This window comes from Psychrobacter sp., from assembly GCF_018260395.1.
Classification (GTDB): domain Bacteria; phylum Pseudomonadota; class Gammaproteobacteria; order Pseudomonadales; family Moraxellaceae; genus Psychrobacter.
In genome coordinates this window covers 1-18,588 of record NZ_JAGLBC010000044.1, presented here as the reverse complement: position 1 = coordinate 18,588, position 18,588 = coordinate 1, and the positions used below count along the sequence as shown (strand labels likewise).

At 37.6% G+C, this 18,588-nt stretch carries 16 protein-coding genes; 7 read left to right on the top strand and 9 right to left on the bottom strand.

The annotated features are described in order from the left end of the window. Positions 1-80: 80 nt before the first annotated feature. Complete coding sequence (locus QZ265_RS05225) at positions 81-344, bottom strand: DUF1289 domain-containing protein (protein WP_296404080.1); 264 nt, start codon at positions 342-344, stop codon at positions 81-83. Positions 345-521: 177 nt separating this feature from the next. On the opposite strand from QZ265_RS05225, the gene QZ265_RS05220 reads away from it, so the two are divergent. From QZ265_RS05220 to QZ265_RS05210, 3 genes are all read left to right on the top strand, one after another. Next, positions 522-1,154 carry a YqiA/YcfP family alpha/beta fold hydrolase gene (locus QZ265_RS05220; protein ID WP_296404079.1) on the top strand — a complete coding sequence of 211 codons (633 nt, stop codon included), beginning with the start codon at positions 522-524 and terminating at the stop codon, positions 1,152-1,154. 174 nt (positions 1,155-1,328) lie between these two features. After that, the gene (parE, locus tag QZ265_RS05215; RefSeq protein ID WP_296404077.1) at positions 1,329-3,218 is read left to right on the top strand and encodes a DNA topoisomerase IV subunit B; all 1,890 of its coding nucleotides are present in this window, start codon (positions 1,329-1,331) and stop codon (positions 3,216-3,218) included. Between the two features lie 84 nt (positions 3,219-3,302). Beyond that, positions 3,303-3,968, top strand: coding sequence for a lysophospholipid acyltransferase family protein (locus QZ265_RS05210; protein ID WP_296404075.1), 666 nt, complete (start codon positions 3,303-3,305; stop codon positions 3,966-3,968). Between the two features lie 108 nt (positions 3,969-4,076). On the opposite strand, the gene QZ265_RS05205 is transcribed toward QZ265_RS05210, so the two are convergent. Then, entirely contained in the window at positions 4,077-4,754 is a 678-nt protein-coding gene (locus QZ265_RS05205) for an SDR family oxidoreductase (protein WP_296404074.1), read from the bottom strand. Positions 4,755-4,973: 219 nt separating this feature from the next. Next, positions 4,974-6,545, bottom strand: a complete 1,572-nt coding sequence (locus tag QZ265_RS05200; RefSeq protein ID WP_296404073.1) for a mechanosensitive ion channel — start codon at positions 6,543-6,545, stop codon at positions 4,974-4,976. A gap of 748 nt (positions 6,546-7,293) precedes the next feature. On the opposite strand from QZ265_RS05200, the gene QZ265_RS05195 reads away from it, so the two are divergent. Continuing rightward, positions 7,294-8,073: an FKBP-type peptidyl-prolyl cis-trans isomerase gene (locus tag QZ265_RS05195; RefSeq protein ID WP_296404071.1), complete on the top strand. Its 780-nt coding sequence runs from the start codon at positions 7,294-7,296 to the stop codon at positions 8,071-8,073. A 192-nt stretch (positions 8,074-8,265) separates the two neighbouring features. On the opposite strand, the gene argA is transcribed toward QZ265_RS05195, so the two are convergent. After that, a complete protein-coding gene (gene argA, locus QZ265_RS05190) occupies positions 8,266-9,588 on the bottom strand; it encodes an amino-acid N-acetyltransferase (protein ID WP_296404069.1) in 1,323 nt (440 codons plus the stop codon). 373 nt (positions 9,589-9,961) lie between these two features. On the opposite strand from argA, the gene QZ265_RS05185 reads away from it, so the two are divergent. Next, positions 9,962-10,525 (top strand): hypothetical protein, encoded by a 564-nt coding sequence (locus QZ265_RS05185; protein ID WP_296404067.1) that lies wholly within the window; start codon positions 9,962-9,964, stop codon positions 10,523-10,525. Positions 10,526-10,865: 340 nt separating this feature from the next. After that, positions 10,866-12,704, top strand: a complete 1,839-nt coding sequence (locus tag QZ265_RS05180) for a choice-of-anchor I family protein (protein WP_296404065.1) — start codon at positions 10,866-10,868, stop codon at positions 12,702-12,704. A 192-nt stretch (positions 12,705-12,896) separates the two neighbouring features. Here the strand turns inward: QZ265_RS05180 and QZ265_RS05175 are convergent, their stop codons facing one another. Both QZ265_RS05175 and QZ265_RS05170 read right to left on the bottom strand, forming a co-directional pair. Next, positions 12,897-13,859 carry a patatin-like phospholipase family protein gene (locus QZ265_RS05175; protein WP_296404063.1) on the bottom strand — a complete coding sequence of 321 codons (963 nt, stop codon included), beginning with the start codon at positions 13,857-13,859 and terminating at the stop codon, positions 12,897-12,899. Between the two features lie 112 nt (positions 13,860-13,971). Then, entirely contained in the window at positions 13,972-14,862 is an 891-nt protein-coding gene (locus tag QZ265_RS05170; RefSeq protein ID WP_296404061.1) for a CBS domain-containing protein, read from the bottom strand. Positions 14,863-15,046: 184 nt separating this feature from the next. Here QZ265_RS05170 and QZ265_RS05165 point away from each other — a divergent pair, with 184 nt between their 5' ends. Next, a complete protein-coding gene (locus QZ265_RS05165) occupies positions 15,047-16,243 on the top strand; it encodes a DUF4105 domain-containing protein (RefSeq protein WP_296404059.1) in 1,197 nt (398 codons plus the stop codon). 232 nt (positions 16,244-16,475) lie between these two features. On the opposite strand, the gene QZ265_RS05160 is transcribed toward QZ265_RS05165, so the two are convergent. The 3 genes from QZ265_RS05160 to QZ265_RS05150 all read right to left on the bottom strand — a co-directional run bounded on the left by QZ265_RS05160 (position 16,476) and on the right by QZ265_RS05150 (position 18,228). Beyond that, a complete protein-coding gene (locus QZ265_RS05160) occupies positions 16,476-17,183 on the bottom strand; it encodes a metal-dependent hydrolase (protein ID WP_296404058.1) in 708 nt (235 codons plus the stop codon). Positions 17,184-17,492: 309 nt separating this feature from the next. Beyond that, the gene (locus QZ265_RS05155) at positions 17,493-17,786 is read right to left on the bottom strand and encodes a 4a-hydroxytetrahydrobiopterin dehydratase (RefSeq protein WP_296404057.1); all 294 of its coding nucleotides are present in this window, start codon (positions 17,784-17,786) and stop codon (positions 17,493-17,495) included. A gap of 160 nt (positions 17,787-17,946) precedes the next feature. After that, a complete protein-coding gene (locus tag QZ265_RS05150) occupies positions 17,947-18,228 on the bottom strand; it encodes a GNAT family N-acetyltransferase (RefSeq protein WP_296404055.1) in 282 nt (93 codons plus the stop codon). Positions 18,229-18,588 lie beyond the last annotated feature (360 nt).

The window sequence follows — 18,588 nt, the reverse complement described above, 5'->3', positions numbered from 1 at the left end:
CATTCATCTCGAGTGGGGGCTTTTTCTTTGTGACGCGTTTCTTTAGCTGGGTTTTAAGAAATAGACTATATGCATATTTTTTAATCAAACAAACTACCAACCTCAAAGGTCTCATCAAAATCTAATTCTATTTGTTCTCTTTGACGGCTTCGCATTTGATCAAGACGTTTTTGACGGCCAACAATTAATCTAAGCACTTCTCTTTTTTCTTCGTTGTTCATTTTTAACCATAACTGACGTTCTTGACGATTACGTAGGCAGCCGAAGCAATACCCTTTTTTATTGCTCAGACATACACCGATGCAAGGGTTATCAATTTCGAACAACTCAATTTGATCAAACATATATGGCATACCATCCCTAGATATATGAATTACTCTTTTAAATGTGCTTAGATTATAAGTATTAGCCATAGCCTATAGTAGAATAACGTTTTATGATTTAATCAAGTTTAGCATGATTCCTTTATTGCTTACATTCATGATAATCTTGCTTTACCATTCAAAAATATAGGCTTTGATATGAGAATAATATATGTGCATGGCCTTGATAGCACAGCGAATTCTGTAAAAGGCATGTTACTTGAAAAATACTGTAAAACCTATCATTCAGATATTGAAGTTATTAGACCAGATTTAAACCAATCGCCAGATAAGGTGTATACTAAACTTTGTGAGTTAGTGGGGTTTTATAATGATCAACATCACTTATCTAGTAAATCTATTCTTGTAGGAAGCTCTCTAGGGGGTTATTTCAGCAGTTTAGTGAGTAATAAAACAGCTTGTCATGCGGTACTGTTAAATCCGAGTACTAGACCACATATTAGCTTACAGCGTTTTGTTAATGATAGTGTGATAAATAACTTTAATCGCAAGGATGATAGTAATATAGTTGTTTATCGTACTACTGGAGGCTGGGACATTTCATTAAAAGACTTAGAATGGTTCAATCATTATAGGCTTGAGCAAATTATTTATCCTAATAAAATATTTGCCATTATTAAACAGGCCGATGAGTTATTGGATCCCACTGTTGCTACAGAATTTTATCAGTCTCAAGGTGTTAAAGTTATACTTCAGCCAGGAGGAGATCATCGGATGACTGACTTTGAGCAGCAGATCCCAATGATTTTGAAACATATCCTTTCTTGGTAAGCGCTAAGTTGGTCCTATCAGTAATCAGTAATTAGTAATAAGTAATCAATATTATTCTGTTAGGTTCTTAACGTCATTTAGTGTCGTTAATATAACCTCCAACCCCCTATACTTCTCGATATTCGCTATAATATAGCTAATAATTAAAAGCTTAATTAAGCAAAGGATATTATTGTGAGTAATTACACAGCACAGTCACTTGAAGTTTTAGAGGGCCTTGAACCTGTAAGACGTCGTCCTGGTATGTATACAGATACCACGCGTCCTAACCATTTAGCGCAGGAGGTCATTGATAACTCTGTAGATGAAGCGTTAGCAGGTCACGCTAAAATGATCAAGGTGCAGTTGCATCAAGATGGTTCATTGTCGGTTGAAGACGACGGGCGTGGAATGCCAACTGATATCCATCCGGAATTTAAGCAAACAGGGATTGAAATTATCTTAACTCGTTTACATGCTGGAGGTAAATTCAACACGAGTAACTACCAAGTCTCGGGTGGCCTACATGGGGTTGGTATATCAGTAGTAAATGCGTTATCTAAACGAGTCGAAGTGACTGTCTGGCGGGACGGTATCCAATATGATATGGCGTTTGAAAATGGCGCCCCTGTTACAAAGTTAATTGAGTCGGTCAGCTCTAACAAACGTAAAAAAGGAACAAAGGTTCGATTTTGGATTGATGAGAGTTTTTTTGATACACCAAAATTTAGTGTTAAACAACTTAAGCACAATCTAAAAGCCAAAGCAGTACTAGCGGCAGGACTAACTATTGAGTTTTATGACGAAGCCAATAATGACAAAGTGGTTTGGCAGTTTACAGATGGTGTGGTGGAATATTTAAATGAACAACTTGACGGTTTAGAAACCTTGCCACCTGAACCATTTTACTTCTCTTATGAAGCAAAAGCAGGGGAGCGTTCAGGGGTTACTTTTGCTTTGTCATGGTTACCTGAAGGCGGTATTCCTGTTCAAGAGAGCTATGTTAATCTAATCCCAACGGCTCAGGGAGGCACCCATGTTAATGGCCTGCGAACAGGTATTTTAGAAGCTTTACGCGAGTTTTGTGAAATTCATAACTTACTACCGCGCAATGTTAAACTAACCGGTGAAGATGTATGGGATGGGGTGAATTACATCTTATCTTTGAAGTTCTCAGAGCCACAGTTCTCAGGTCAAACTAAAGAGCGCTTATCAAGCAGAGAAGCTGCAGGTTCAGTTCAAGCACAGGCGAAAGATGCCTTTAGCTTATGGCTAAACCAGCACGCTGAGCTGGGTGCACAAATTGCCGAATTGGCCATTTCTAAAGCCGGTAATCGCTTGAAGTCTGCTAAGAAAGTAGCTCGTAAAAAAATTACTCAAGGCCCCGCTTTACCCGGTAAATTAGCGGATTGTCGGGGAGGTGTACGTGATGGCGCAGAACTGTTCCTGGTGGAAGGTGATTCAGCCGGTGGTAGCGCGAAACAAGCCCGTGACCGACATTTCCAAGCTATTCTGCCGCTACGGGGTAAAATTTTGAATACATGGGAAGTATCACCTGACACAGTGCTTTCAAGTCGTGAAATTCATGATATTGCCATTGCTATCGGAGTAGATCCAGCATCAGATGATTTATCAGAATTGCGTTACGATAAGGTCTGTATATTAGCGGATGCGGACTCTGATGGTCTGCATATTGCCACCTTGATATGTGCATTATTTGTAAAGCATTTTTCAGCATTGGTGGATGCCGGTCACTTGTTTGTTGCTATGCCACCTTTATATAGGATTGATATTGGTAAAGACGTTCATTATGCATTAGATGAGGCAGAGCTTGAACATATTTTGAGTAAGGTATCAGGGAATAAGAAGCCACAAATTACTCGATTTAAAGGGCTTGGTGAAATGAGTGCTGAGCAATTGCGTGAGACCACCATGCATCCAGATACGCGTAAACTGGTACAGCTAGATATGGATGATATGCAGCTAACGAATAATATGATGGACATGCTTTTGGCAAAAAAACGAGCTTCTGATCGAAAATTATGGCTTGAAAGTAAAGGCGATCTTGCGGAGATCATGGTTTAGGCCATGAGTTTAGAGCCAGATATTGTTATAACTGATGTTATAGTAGTGTGGTAATTATAAATTTAAAAAAAGGGACGTGACAGAATGTCTAATGAAAAGGACTTAGATAAATCAAAGGTTAGCACTAAACAGCTTTTAAGCCATAAATTATTAGGAGAAATGGTTCCTAAACGAGGCGGCGCTCTAGCTTCCCGTATAGGCCAATTACTAATAAAAGCTATGGGTTGGAAGTTGGTAGGGTCTATACCTAATGTGCCAAAGGCAGTAATGTTGGCCATGCCTCATACGTCAAACTTCGATGGACTATATTCCATTCCTGCCATATTAGCGCTAGATCTTGATGTTAAGCTACTTGGCAAAGATAGCTTATTTAAATACCCAATATTATCTGACTTCTTCAAATGGGCTGGCGTTATACCCATTAATAGAAGCAAGAAGGGGACAGTATTACAAGCCAGTATCGATCAAATGAAGCGTAGTCAATCTTTGTTCTTAGGTTTGGCGCCAGAAGGCACTAGGGGCTATAGCGAGCAACTTAAAACAGGATTTTATTACATCGCTAAAGAGTCAGGGGTACCCATTATTCCTGTGGCAATGGATTATAAAACCAAAGAGATTCGTTTTTTAGAGCCGATCTATACCACTGGAGATATTGATGCAGATATGCAGAAAATTTTGATCCAGTATAAAGAAGTGGTACCTAAACACCCTGAGAAAATGGCGAAAGCTTTACAAGATATAAATAACTAGTATTTTTGAATCAGTTGTAAACATAGTTAATAACAAAAGACCTATCTCAATAAGATAGGTCTTTTGTTATGCATTGAAGTTAAGTAGTGACGAACAGCTAAATAACCGCTATGACGTTAAGCTTAGTCCACCGTCTACTAATAGTGTGTTACCAGTTAGCATACTAGCATCATGACTCGCTAAAAATAAGACTGACTCTGATATTTCATCTAAAGTAACCAGTCTTCCCATTAAGCTTTGTTCAATAAATGTTCTAACATTCTCAACATCTTCGATATTTTCTGTTGTTAGACCGGCATAAACACCATTTACTCTAACTTCTTGAGCGCCATATTGAATAGCTAATTGAGTAATATGTTCCTTAAACTGAGCCTGTATTTCTTTATAACTATCAATTGACCACTTTGCAGAAGTATTATATGGCAGGGATACGTTGACAATATTACCTTTGGTTTTTAATAGCTCATTTAACATTGCTTGACTAATTTTGACGTCAGAGTTGATATTAATTAACCCATCAATCTTATTATATTTATCAGTTATGTAAGAGACCAACTTTTCACCTTGCTGCGCATTTGTAATATCACAAGTTATCGTCAAATGGTTACCACTATTAATCCAAGTATGGTCTTCAGGAAGCTCGCTGGCTATGTGTTCAAGAACTTTGGTATCGGTTCCTATTAAAACTACGTTAGCGCCATTACGTGCCAATGCTATAGCTGTAACTTTACCAATACTAGAATCCGCCCCAGTTAGAATAATCACTTTATCGTTAAATCGCTTCATATTTCATTACCTACTTATTTAAAATCTTTAATGTGTTTATGATTCTGAAAATAAATACAGTTTATAGCAACTTTCATATTGGAAGTTAAAATAACTGATCAATAATCATGATACTTTATCTAAAACATATTGCAAAATCAGACCCATTAAAAAGGCAGCCATTAAGGCTGCCTTATGTATCAATTTTACCCAATCAAATTTGGTTTAATTCACTACTAATTAGTTGTTATCATTTGTAGGAATTGAAGGCTCATCACCAGAGATAGTAGTGATTGAAGGCTCAGAACCAGTTTTGTCAGCAGTGTTAGTAATTGCTTTGCTAACTTTAGCTTTTTCAGCTTCCTGTTCCGCTTTGTCTTGAAGCTTACGTAGTAAACGTGCAGCAGCTTCGCGACCGCCAAGACCAAATGATAGAGCAAATGCAACTGCAACCGCACCAAGCGTTAAACCAAATGCTAGATTTACAATTGAGTCTGCAATACCCATTGCCTTTAAGCCCATTGCTAATACAAGACCCATGATTAAGACACGTACGATATTAGCTAAGAACTTAGATCCATTATCAGAACGTTCAACCACTTCAGCAATAATATTGGCTAACCAGAAACCAATAAATAGGATAATAGCACCTAATATGATATTAGCACCGAAACCAATGAACATAGTAATTATAGCGCTAATTTGTTCAAAACCTAATAGGTCGGCAGCTAATATGCTCGCAAATAGCATTGCAAAGAAAATAATTGCATGACCTACCAAATCTGAAACTTGGGTAGTACCCATAGCACGATCTAGACCTACTTTAGCAGGTAAGGCATTAACTGTAGTATTCTCAAGTAAGCCTTTCACCACATTCGCAACCATTTTCATGATGTAATAAGTGATAACTAGAATGGCAGCAGCAGTAAAGATATTTGGTAAAGCATTTAGAATCTTGTTCAGCATATTAGTGGCTGGACGAGAAATGACCTCAATTTTTAAGGTATCTAAAGCAATAATAGTGGTAGGAATAATTATTAATAGGAAAGCAAGCGAGCCTGCAATGTTTGGTAAGCTATTTTCACGATTGTTACTAATACCAGCTTTTTCAGCAAAACCTTGAAGGTTTAGGCTTGAAATCATGTTAGTAACGATACCGCGTACAATCTTAGCAACGATAAAGCCAACAAAAAATACAAGGCCAGCCATAAAGATATTAGGTAAGTAACTAATTGCTTTGTTAAGCATATTAGTTAAAGGGGCAAATAAGCCGTCTAACTGTAGTTGACCCAAAACAATCACTAAAACAAATAGTAAGATTACCCAGTAAACCATATCAGCAATAGTACTGCTCATAGGTTGAACGCCGGCTTGCGCGCTTAATTTTTCATCTAATGTTGTTTTTGATAAAGCAGTATTGATTGCAGTTCGTGCAATAGTAGCAACTACCCAACCAATCACGCCAATTATCACTGCGCCAAGTAAAGTTGGAATGAAAGATAAAACACTATCAATCATATTGGCAAATGGTGCAGAGATAGCATTTAGGCTAAGCATACTTAATGCACCAGAAATGGCCATTAAAAAGATAAACCAAAATACAACCTTAGATATGATATTTTCTAAATCGTAAGTTTTACCAGTAGAGGTATTCATACGCTGGTTTAAATTTACGCGGGTAAGTAAGTTACGAACAACACCCGCTAAAGCCATAGCAATTAGCCAACCTATAACGAATACTAAAATGGCTGCGATAATTGAGCCAATTGGTCCGCCTAAGTTGTTATTAAACCAAACAAACATGTTGTCCATGTTGTTTCTCCTATAATGTAATTCAATAGATGGAGAGGCTAGAGACCTCTCCAGTGTGAGCTTTATATCATTTTTTTAAATTTTAGTAGTTAAATAAGCTAAGTTTATAAGGTGACCCTAAAGCAATCACTGGATTACAATATTTATAAAAATTAAACTATTTATAATTATTTGAATCTTACAAATATCAAAATTAACTTGATAATAGCTCATTATTATTTGAATAAATTAGCGGTTTAATTTAATAGATTATTTATTAATATTAATAAGATAAACCTCTATTACCCATTTCAAATTCATACTTAAAGTGAAAGGGTAATAGTTAACGCAACCACTTTATCGGATTATTCTGCAATAATAAATACCTATCCTACATATTAATTTAAAATTATGTGAGAAGTTGTGACATACTATCATCTTATTAACATTAACTATACAATAAATCCATAACTTATAATGGGTTTATGGTCATTATTTTGTAAATTTGGTATCATTCAAGAAGTATTATAAGAAACATTTGATGTCATCTTTATTACAATTGTCCTGTTATACTTTCTTTTAGAACCTTTAAAATAGCCTTATTAAGTGATTAAAAGAATTCGGACTTAATATTTGTCGTTTTATGCGCAGTTGATATGAGTAAATGTCGAATTATATTCATAAGCTGCTGATCATTGAACAGACTAATAATAGTTAAGTAGATATGGTATTCACTAGATTATGATTTTCACTAAAATAGAGTTTATATATGAATAAAGTTAGAAATAAAGTATTGGTACCTAAGTTTTTAGCCTTGGCACTAGTGAGCACTTTAGCATTTGGTTGCGCCAATAATGGCAACAAGTCTGATCAAAGTGGTTCAAGCGCTACTGTGACTGAGAAAAGCACTGAACTTGAAAAAGTAGGCTACAGTATTGGTTTTGCCACTGCTGAAAGTTATAAAGAGTCTCTTAATGACTTAAACCTTGATACTTTCGAAAAGGGTTTTCGTGATGCTTATGATGGTAAAAAGGCTGCGCTGACTAAAGAGCAAATGCAAGAAGTTATGACCAAATACGAAGAAAAGAAACAAGCTGAAATGATGGAAAAGATGAAGCAAGATGCCGTCAAAAATAAAACAGCTGGTGATAAGTTTTTAGCTGAAAATGCTAAAAAAGAAGGGGTTAAAACCACTAAATCTGGTTTACAGTATAAAGTACTTAAACCAGGGACTGGCAAGCCAGTAGCAGGTAATGAAATGGTTAAAATTAACTATGAAGGCAAGTTGCTAGATGGCAAAGTATTTGACAGCTCATATGATAGAGGTGAGCCAGTTGTATTCCCAGTTGAAGGTATGATTCCAGGCTTTACTGAAGGCTTGAAATTAATGAAAGAAGGTAGTAGTTACGAGTTGTATATCCCAGCTGCGTTAGCTTATGGCGAGACAGGCAATACTGGTATTGACCCGAATAGTACCTTGATATTCAAAGTTGAAGTACTTGAAGTCAATCCTAAAATGCCGGAACAACCTGCTCAACCTAAACAATAATTGACTGTAATTTGTTTATTATGTTATTGGTTCTATGACGAGCAGTTCTATTAAAACTTGCCAACGAATAATAGCTGACAATAAAAAAGACCTGTTTTAAAACAGGTCTTTTTTTTGGGCAAAAATTGTAGATTTCTCATAAGCAAAAGTTTTTAGCAAAGCTTAAAATGATACGGTTTTAAGTGCTATGGGTTAAAGTCGCTTTTTAAACACCTTGGAGTTACGTCCATTCTGGTACGCAGTTCTACGCGGTTCAGGTAGCGTTTCTGCACTAACCTCTTTAAAACCTTGTTCTACAAACCAATGTGCTGTACGCGTTGTTAAGGCAAACAAATTATGTCTACCATGACTACGAGCTTGTTGCTCTAAAAATGCCAGCAGATCGGCACCACGACTACCATTTCGGTAATCTGGATGGATGGCAATAGAGGCTACTTCTGCAGACTCTTCATCTAGCGGATATAGAGCCGCACACCCTAAGATCATACCATCACGTTCAATCACGCTATACAGCTCAATCTCTTGCTCCAGACGTTTGCGAGAACGCTGTACCAAGATACCTTGCTCCTCAAGTGGCGATAAAAGCTCTATTAAACCGACTACATCATCAATTGTTGCACGACGAATTTCTTCATAGGGGTCATGGCTAATTAGAGTGCCAGAACCATCACGGGTGAAAAGCTCTTCTAATAAAGCGCCATCTTGGGCGTAAGAGATGATATGAGTACGATGGATACCAGCACGACAAGCTTGAGCCGCACAGTGCAAGAAATAATAAATTTCTCGTTCTAGATTACGATCTCTTAAGAAGCGATCCACTTCGTTGGGAATCATCGCATGCAGTAGGCGACCCTCTTCATTAATGCCAGTTTCACCACCCAAGAAAATTAACTTATCAGCATTTAGTGCTATAGCAGCATTTAAAGCCACATCTTCTGCCAGTAAGTTAAATACTTCGCCAGTAGCGGAATAGCCCATCGAGCCCAATATCACCATGTGATTATGAAGTAGGTTGTTTTTAATGGCTTCCACATCAATTGAGCGTACTTCCCCAGTCATTTGGTAATCAACACCGTCTCTAACACCGAAAGGTCTAGCTGTAACAAAGTTACCCGATATGGCGTCAATTCTTGAACCGTACATAGGAGAGTTGGCTAAGCCCATTGATAATTGGGCTTCGATTTGTAGACGAATAGCGCCTACCGCTTGTAAAATAGTTGGCATAGCTTCATGAGGGGTAACGCGTATGTCTTTGTGCAGAGGCGACTCAATCCCAAGATGGCTTAGGTTTTCCTCTATTTGTGGACGAGCGCCATGCACCAATACTAAATTAATGCCCAAGCTATGCAATAGAGCGAAATCGTGAATTAGATTACTAAAGTTTGGGTGATTTACCGCTTCACCGCCAAACATAATGACAAACGTTTTACCTCTATGGGTGTTAATATACGGGGCGGAATTACGGAACCAATGGACATAATCAGGTGTTATTTGGGGCATAGCATTGTCATTCATATTCAATATCACAATAGACTTAAGGCGAAAAATAAGAAATTATACGCTTTTACGATAGCAAAAAATCATAACTTGGGCTATCTTTATTTTATTAGTGAAAGCTAAGAAACTTATTTTATACAGCTTAATACAGTTAGTTATGGCAATTTATCGCATACTTGCTATTTGCAATTTACTTCTGAGTTTACACTGAGGTGATTTGTATAACTTTAAGCATTTTATGACTCAATAGCTACTTAGGCAAGAGTCTCATACAAGCTTGACTATAGATACACTATTGCTAACATTGCATATAGCTTAATTGCAGATAGTTTAATTGTATATTGATTTTATTCACACTTTATAACGCCCACTTTAAAAGGATAGGTATCTTATGAAATTTTATGCACTAACTCCATCTAGACTGACCAAAAAAATTGCAGTATTTTCATTAATGATAGCAGGCAGCTTATGTGCACAAGCAATGTTGCCAACACCAGAGCCTGAAATGAGCAATCCAAGCAATGCTCAAAATGCTGCTGTTATGCAACAAGGTCAAAGTGCTAATAAGCTAATTTCGAAAACCGTAGCCGCTTTGGTAAGTATTGACGCAAAAGGTCAGCCTGCTTTAAAACCTATCGATGGCAATACTCATTTAACAAAAGGCAATGTTATTGAGTACCACAGTTACTTTACCAATAATAGCTCGGATCGTCTTCGTAAAATGGATATAACGATGAGTATCCCTGAGCAGCTTAAGTTAGTCGGTAAAGTTTCTCCAGAAAATGCTTATGCAACCGTTGATGGTCAAAGCTATAATATTATGCCTCTAAGAGCAGTGATCAATGGTCAGATGCAAGATGTTCCTTTAGAGTTTTATAAGAACCTACGTTGGACAATTGAAGGTCTAGGTCCAAATGAGACAGCTGTGGTTAAATATCGAGCTGTGGTTCGTTAATTTATTAGTATGATTTTAAACAATTTAATTTTAGCCTAGACGGTTATATAGAAGAAAAAATACGTTTTAATTTATAAAACTCATATTCTTGATCATATTTATAAGCGTATGTTTTAGGATAATACCTGATAAAGCCCATTGCTAAATAACTTAGCAATGGGCTTTTTTGACTTTAAGGTTTTTGGCAAGATTACCTTTATAAAAATTACTAAATTAATACCATGTCATCAATTCTTAATATAGTTTAAGTAGTTTGTCTGCCTAAGTTGGTATAACACTGAGGAATTCAGTCATATCATATATGCTTAATTTATTTGTAATTATTTTATAAGGAAGCCCTATGTCACGTCGAACTCTAGATTCAAGCAAAAATAATAAGCCAATGAACTATAGAGCTGAACAACATTGTCTACATATACAGCCAGTATCAGTAAGCGAAAAAGTGACTAGAGGTCAAGTATCATCAACTGTGTTATCAAATGCGTTATCAAAAATAGTAGCCACTGGGGTGTTATCAGCAGGTTTACTGCTATCCGCCTGTACTACTCAGACTATGAGTGATACCAGTGAGCTAGGTGGCTCAAAAGTCATCAACATGGGGTCAACAGACTATAAAAGTGTGACATTTGTGCCTGCAGGGAGTTATGTCCATGGTGCTTTTGATGAGTCTGCGGCAGAAATCACAGCCTATCATCCCGCTACGAAGCATAGCTTTATTGTTAATGCTCAAAATAAAAAGGTCGATGTGTTAGATATGTCAGATATCTATAAACCAGTATTGGTTCGCTCTTTGGCAGTTGACGATGTGGGTAGTGTGGTCAATAGTGTGGCAATACAGGGTGATATGGTAGCATTGGCTGTGCAGGCTAACGTAAAAACTGACAGGGGTCATGTGGTGCTTTATGATGCCAATACTCTACAACGTATTAAAACCATTGAGGTAGGTGCACTTCCTGATATGGTCGCTTTTACTCATGATGGTCAGTATTTATTGGTGGCTAATGAGGGTGAGCCTGATGATAATTATAAGGTAGATGCAGAGGGTTCAATCAGTATTATCAATTTAAAAGATAGACTTAATCCTACAGTAAAAACTGCCACCTTTACGCCATTCAATAATCAAAAGGCACAATTATTAAAAGCGGGCGTGCGTATATTTGGTAAAAAAGCAGATGGTTCAATGAGTAGCGTAGCAGAAGATTTAGAGCCTGAATATATCGCTGTTGATCAAGACAATAAGACCGCTTATATTAGCTTACAAGAGAATAATGCCATCGCGATAGTCGATATTGCCAGTGCGCAGGTCAAGGACATCAAAGCACTTGGAGCAAAAGATCATTCAAAAGTGGGTAATGAGCTAGACGTCAGTAACAAGGACGATGCGATTAATATTACGACATGGCCAATTATGGGTATGTATATGCCTGATTCTATTGCTTATTATAGCGTTAATGGTAAAGAATATATCGTAACTGCCAATGAAGGCGATGCCCGTGAGTGGGGTAATTTTAAGGAAGAGATTGGCTTTAATGATGTAAAAACAGATCCTGCGGTGTTTAACCGTACTGCTTGTCATAATATGGAGTGTGGTGATAAAAAAGCATTGGGTAAAATTGATTTTTCTGCCTCAATGGGTGATAACAATGGTGATGGTATATATGAAGCGCTATATAGTTTTGGCGCACGCTCATTTAGCATTTGGGATGCTCATAACTTAGCCACGCCCGTATATGACAGTGGCAGCTTTATGGCCAAATATATTGCTCAAAAATACCCCAAAAACTTTAACGCCAGTAATGATAAAAACGATTTTGATAACCGAAGCGATAACAAAGTTGTAGAGCCTGAAGGCGTAACAATAGGTAAGGTAGGGTCACAGACTATTGCATTTGTAGGACTTGAGCGTATATCGAGCGTCATGGCATTTGATGTGACCAATCCTAAAGCGGTAAGGTTCTTAGGGGAAATAAATACCCGCACCTTTGATGACAATAAGTTAAAAGCCGCAGAGAAAGGTAGCGCCCCAGCAAATGCCGATGGAGATTTGGGTCCTGAAGGATTGACCTTTATATCAGCGCAAAATTCCCCTTCTGGTAAGCCGTTATTGTTGGTTGGATTTGAAGTTAGTGGTAGCTCAAGGATATTTGAATTAGATTTTTCAACCGCAGCCGCTAAATAAACTACAAGCGTTTTTGGCTATGACGAGAGTTAGGACTTAGTCCTAGCTTTCGAAGGTTTAAATTAATAGGTATTCGTTTAAAAAGTATCCATTTAAAAGGTACATATTAAACAGACATCTATTTAAAAGATTTCTATTTAAAAAATCCAACCTATCTTAAACCAGCTTAATCAAAATAGTTTACTTGAAATTTTAACGACTTGCTAAATTCGCCTTTTCTATAGCCTCTTTAATCGCTGGCATCTTAAGCTCTGTAGCTTTAACGCCAGCCTCTATGGCCTCTTTTCGATTCACAGTGCTAATTGAGCTAAAATTAGCAACGTCCGGAAGTATAACCACATCTGCTCGTGCTATCTCGGCATCATTCAGTCGTTGAAAGTTGTTATTGCCTTGCGCATAAGGGTTGGTTTTAGTTGATGGTTGGCTATTATTGGTATAAGTATGATAGCCTTGCTCAATTAAAGACCAGATGCTTTTATTACCTGCTATAGGTTGATTATCTGTTTGTTTGCCCACTTGCAAATCAACAGCGATAATCACATCTGCGCCCAAGTCTTTGGCTGCATCAACAGGTACAATGCTGACCACACCGCCGTCTATATATTTTTTGCCCACTATTCCCGAGGTTTTAGGATCAGGTATACGTGGTGCAATGAACACATTAGGCACACTACTTGAAGCTTGTACAATAAGCCCTGCTTCGCCCTTGGTAAACACTACTTTTTTAAGGGTGCTTTTTTCTGCTGCCACAGCTGCAAAACGAATGGGAAAAGAGTCAATGGATTGGTTATTGACTTGATAGTTTACAAATTCACGAAGCTTTTCACCTTCAATGATTCCTTGGTAAGATAAAGTAAAGTCAGTAAGCTCACTATCAGCGACATTAAGCGCAATAGACTGTAGCTGATTGATCGATTTGCCACTGGCATAAATACTACCAACAAAGCTACCAACGCTAGTGCCCACGACTAAGTTTGGATGAATATTATTGGCTTCCAAAGCTTTGATTACTCCGACATGGGCAAAGCCTTTTGCCCCGCCACCACCCAAAACTAAGGCAATGACAGGTGCTTTTGGCTTTGTATTAGAGGCATGAGTATTAATACTAGAACTAGGAATCGAGCTACAGCCATTTAATAGCATGAGTCCCAACATACCAAACCCTAGTTTGCAGTATGTTAAGACATTTGTAGTACGAGGCCTTTTGGTTGGACATAAATTGGTGACCAGTGACACAGACGACGGTATTACAAGAGTTAAAAGCGACTTATTGCTCATTGTGTAGCTCATCGGCTATAGGGGTTAGCTCAAGTAATTTGATAAATCGACCTTCAACATCAATGACGGAAATCTGCCAACCTTGAGTGATTACATGCTCTCCCTCTAAATCTCCGACATAACCTAATTCATGCATCACAAGACCGCCCATAGTGTCTACATCGGTATCATCAAAATGAGTATGCAACTCCTCGTTACAGTCTTCAATCAAAGTTGAGGCTTGGACAATCCAAGTATTGGGTTTTTCAGGGTGCGGGATAATATTGTTAATATCACTGTCTTCATCGAAGTCATCATGCTCATCGACAATATCACCAACAATTTCTTCTAATAAGTCCTCCATGGTCACCACGCCCACCATGTTACCAAATTCGTCAACGACCACAGCCATATGTACCTGGGTACGCTGTAAGGAGCGTAACAAAGTATCTGAACGTGAAGTCTCACTGATATAAAGTGGTTGTCTGATCAAAGACTTTATACGAAAAGAAGTGTCAGTATCCTCTTTATTTCGAATTGTATCAACCAATAGAGGAATCAAGTCTTTGGCCAATAGGATACCAATAACTGCATCATCATCTTGACTATCAAAGACAGGATAGCGAGAGTGATTAGTCTCCAAAATCATATCCATGATATCGGCCAATGTATCATGCTCACGAACGCCTTCAACCTGAGGACGAGGGGTCATAATTTCGCGAACTTGGGTAGCAGGGAGGTCAAGCACTCCTTCAAGCATATCGACAGTATCAGGCTCTAAAAACTGATGTGAATCTTGAACCAGTTTGATTAACTCATCGCGAGTTTCAGGAGCAGTTTTTAGCCAGCGCTTTAATCCGCGCATGGACCAGCTTGCTGTACTAGAATTGTCATCGGACATGGGGGGAGTATCACCTCGTAAGATTATTTGGTTGTTCTCACTTTATCCCAAGGTAGCGTTATATTCAACGTCAAACCCCAATATTTTAACTGCTATTTTGTATTGTCACTGTGTCATAGTGTTTGATAAGTTATGGACACTAAAATACACTTAGCTTTATAAATCATTTAGGGTAGTCATTTACATGTCTAACAACAGGACAGAAATTAACATAAGCAAATTCGACAAGCCTGCTATTGATACTAAAAAACCAGCTATAATTTTAGCTAAATCCTTGTGTTTTTTAGTATTTTTAGTGGCTAGCTTATGGGCTGGGCTTGTATGTTGGGTACATTTAATCGACTATTCTTGGATACGTTGGCTATCAGTCATCGGTATTACATTGTTGAGTATTATTACCATAAAAATGACCTTGGCTAAAGATAGATATTGGCAAAGATGGCTGGCAGGGTTTGGCATATTATGGATAGTCTTGTTGGTATGGTATGAGTGGCTACCTCCAAGACAAGATAGACCTTGGATGTCAGAAGTGAGTCAAGTATTGCAATTTAGCCAAAACATAAGTAACCCCAACTTAATAACTTTACATAATGTTCGTAACTTTGATTGGGTAAGGGCTTCTGGAGCGGATAACTTGCGGCAGCCCACCGAGCCTTACTTTTTTAATGTCGATGACGAAGGCGATCAAGATGTGGTGGCTCAAGAGCGATGGAGCGAGCGCACCATAGATATAAGCAAACTTAATGGGGTTGATATAATCAACTCCTATTGGATGGGAGAGCAAATAGGGCATACTTTATTAAGCTTTACCTTCCAAGATGAAAGGCCTTTAAGCTTCTCAATTGAGATACGAAAAGAAAAAGATGAATCTTTTTCAGCTTTTGGTGGCTTTGTAAGGCAGTTTGAATTGGCATTGGTAGCGTCTGAAGAACGAGACATTGTTTATACCCGTAGTAACGTCAGAGGCGAGCAAGTCTATATATTTCCTATTCAAGGACTTAGTCAACAACAAGTTCAGCAGTTATTTATGGCGTATTTACATTTGGCAAAAGAGTTACAGCAAGCCCCAACCTGGTATAACACTCTTACCAAAAACTGCACCACGGTTCTTTTTAATATGGCGCGCAACGTCGATGCAACAGATTTCCCATGGGACTATCGTGTCGTGGTGTCAGGCTACGTACCAAACTATCTATATGATCAAGGTTTATTGCCTAAACAATTAGAGAATCAGCAAAAAATTTGGACTATCAACCAGTGGTATACCCAAGCTCACGTCAATCCTAAAGTGGCTAATTTTAGCTTTGAAAACAATAAAGACCCTGAAGCCTACTCAAAGCTGATACGACAAGGGCTACCACAGCCAGTATTAAAGCCGTAGCTTGATAAGTTCACCAGCCTTTTGGTCATGCTTCTAACCAATTAATCAATATTGTAACTAGGGCGTGTCCCTATATGGATTATGAGGCTAAAAATGAGATAGATTTTTGTCAAACACGAATAATTTCGAAGATAATATAGGCATATTAGCTAGAAATTAGACACAGTTTGGCGAAAATATAGCCATTTTTAGACCATAACTTATTTAATTTGCAAATAGGGACACGCCCTAATTAGCGCATTAAAACTTCAGGTAGAATCGACTCTTTTAGTAGCCACCAAGTTACTGGGTCACTAATCTTGCGAAAAAAAGGATCAAAGGGCGGCGATATAAAAATAAACATCATTAAGATCGCATAAAGACCAACATAGTAGTAACGCTGTGAATCGTTATAAAACTTTATTGCCGTACCCGATGAACGCTTTAAACGTCGGTTCATTAAGTCTACGCTATAGGCTTCGTCTAAGCCAAGATGCACCATCGATCCTAAGAACACAAAACCACCATAGAACCAACTTACTATAGAAGAGGTCTTTAATAAATAGTAGTTAAGACAGGTAAGACCTAAGGCTAGCACCAACATGTAAGGGACAGAATGGATAATGCCACGGTGTATGGTCAACTTGGTAAAGACTGAAAACACCGCATAACGCATAAATATATAGCCTACTATCCAAAGCAGTATCATCGACAATAGCGTAAGCTCGCTTCGCCAATGAATCACTAAAGCGAAAGCGGTCGCTAAAGACAGTAGATCAAATCCCATCTTAATCGGTGTTGAATTGTCGGAATCAATGTCAGGCAGTAGACCGCCCACAGTTCCTGCTAAGACACACATTAGAAACTCTGGTGCATTTACTAAGCCTGCTTTATAGGTTACTAGACCCAAAACCCCACTGACCGCAAAGCCGCCAGTGAGGTGGGTTTTAAAATTTGCCACGTATTATTAACCTACTGAAAATATGAGTGAAATAAAAATTATAATACTCACTATAACATTAAAATGATTTGTCGAGCCGCTACGTTGGCTGATAAGCGTATTATTTTAAAGAAGTTTTTGTCAATAAAATAGACAACTCTCGATTTAACGAGAGTCGCCTAGTTATTAAGACTATCTATATAACTATATAGTTTATATCTTAGTCACTATCTTTTTTCTTTGTCATATATATATTGGTCACTAAAATTATTGTTTAGCTTGATGTTTAGCTTGTTTTTAACATGTTGTTAAAGAGCCGCCTATGCCCGCTTAAAAAACCTTTTGTTGTAAAATTTCTTGCATTCGCTTTGCCAATCTAATATCTAAACTTGAAATACCATTTAAATCATCAGTGGTTAAACGAACATAAACTTGGTTGTAAGTGTTGTTCCATTCTGGATAATGATCCAGCTCTTGAGCTCGGAAAGAGGCTTGCACCATAAAACTTATTGCCTCAACAAAATCATGAAAAACAAAAGTTTTAACAATGGCATTGCCATCTTGGGTCCAACCTTCTAGATCTTGTAAGTGCATTTCAACTTGTGCGTCGGTGAGATGGCTCATACAGCCCTCCTAAATAAGATTAAAAATATGGTTGTAAGAACTCATTAAACCTATAAATCCACCAAGACAGCTATTATGTCTTGAACTACATATTATATAAGATTAATGGAGATAAGAGAGCCTAAGTAGATGTCACTATTTATATAAGTTAATCTTGTCTCTATTTTATTAAGTCTTGATATTCAGCATGTTTATTTATATAAGAAGCCACAAAAGAGCAGGCAGGCACAACCTTTTTGCCCTCACTACGAGCATAATTCAAAGCATACTTAGCCAGTGCTGAACCGATACCTTGACCGCCAAGCTCAGAGGGAACGATCGTATGATCGTATACAAGACTATCGCCTTGATCTTGATAACTAAGATAGCCAGTATGTCCATCGATAGTGGTTTCAAAACGGTTTTTGTCTTGATTATGAGTGATATTGATTGATTGACTCAAAGTAGTCTCCTTAAAGGTATGATACGTTATTTATTATTTGGATAGGTTTACCATGTGGATAGGTTAAGGGTGCTGAAAGGTTAAATTTTAGAGTAAAACTGAGGGGATTACTCCACTAATATTCCATTGGCTTATTACAAGATTATTTTAGCTACTGTAGCATAAATTTAAAGCGTTATTGAATAGTAATATTGTTGTGTTTATAAGGGCTAAGTAAAGACTTCTACACAATAATAAGTGGGTATGTTTAAGTGTACATATTTAAAAGTTAAGCAATCTAATCAAGTGTTAAACAAAGCGTTGAGAACAGGTATTTTATAAAGTATAAACTTAAATCAAAAAATAAAGTGCTGAGAATTA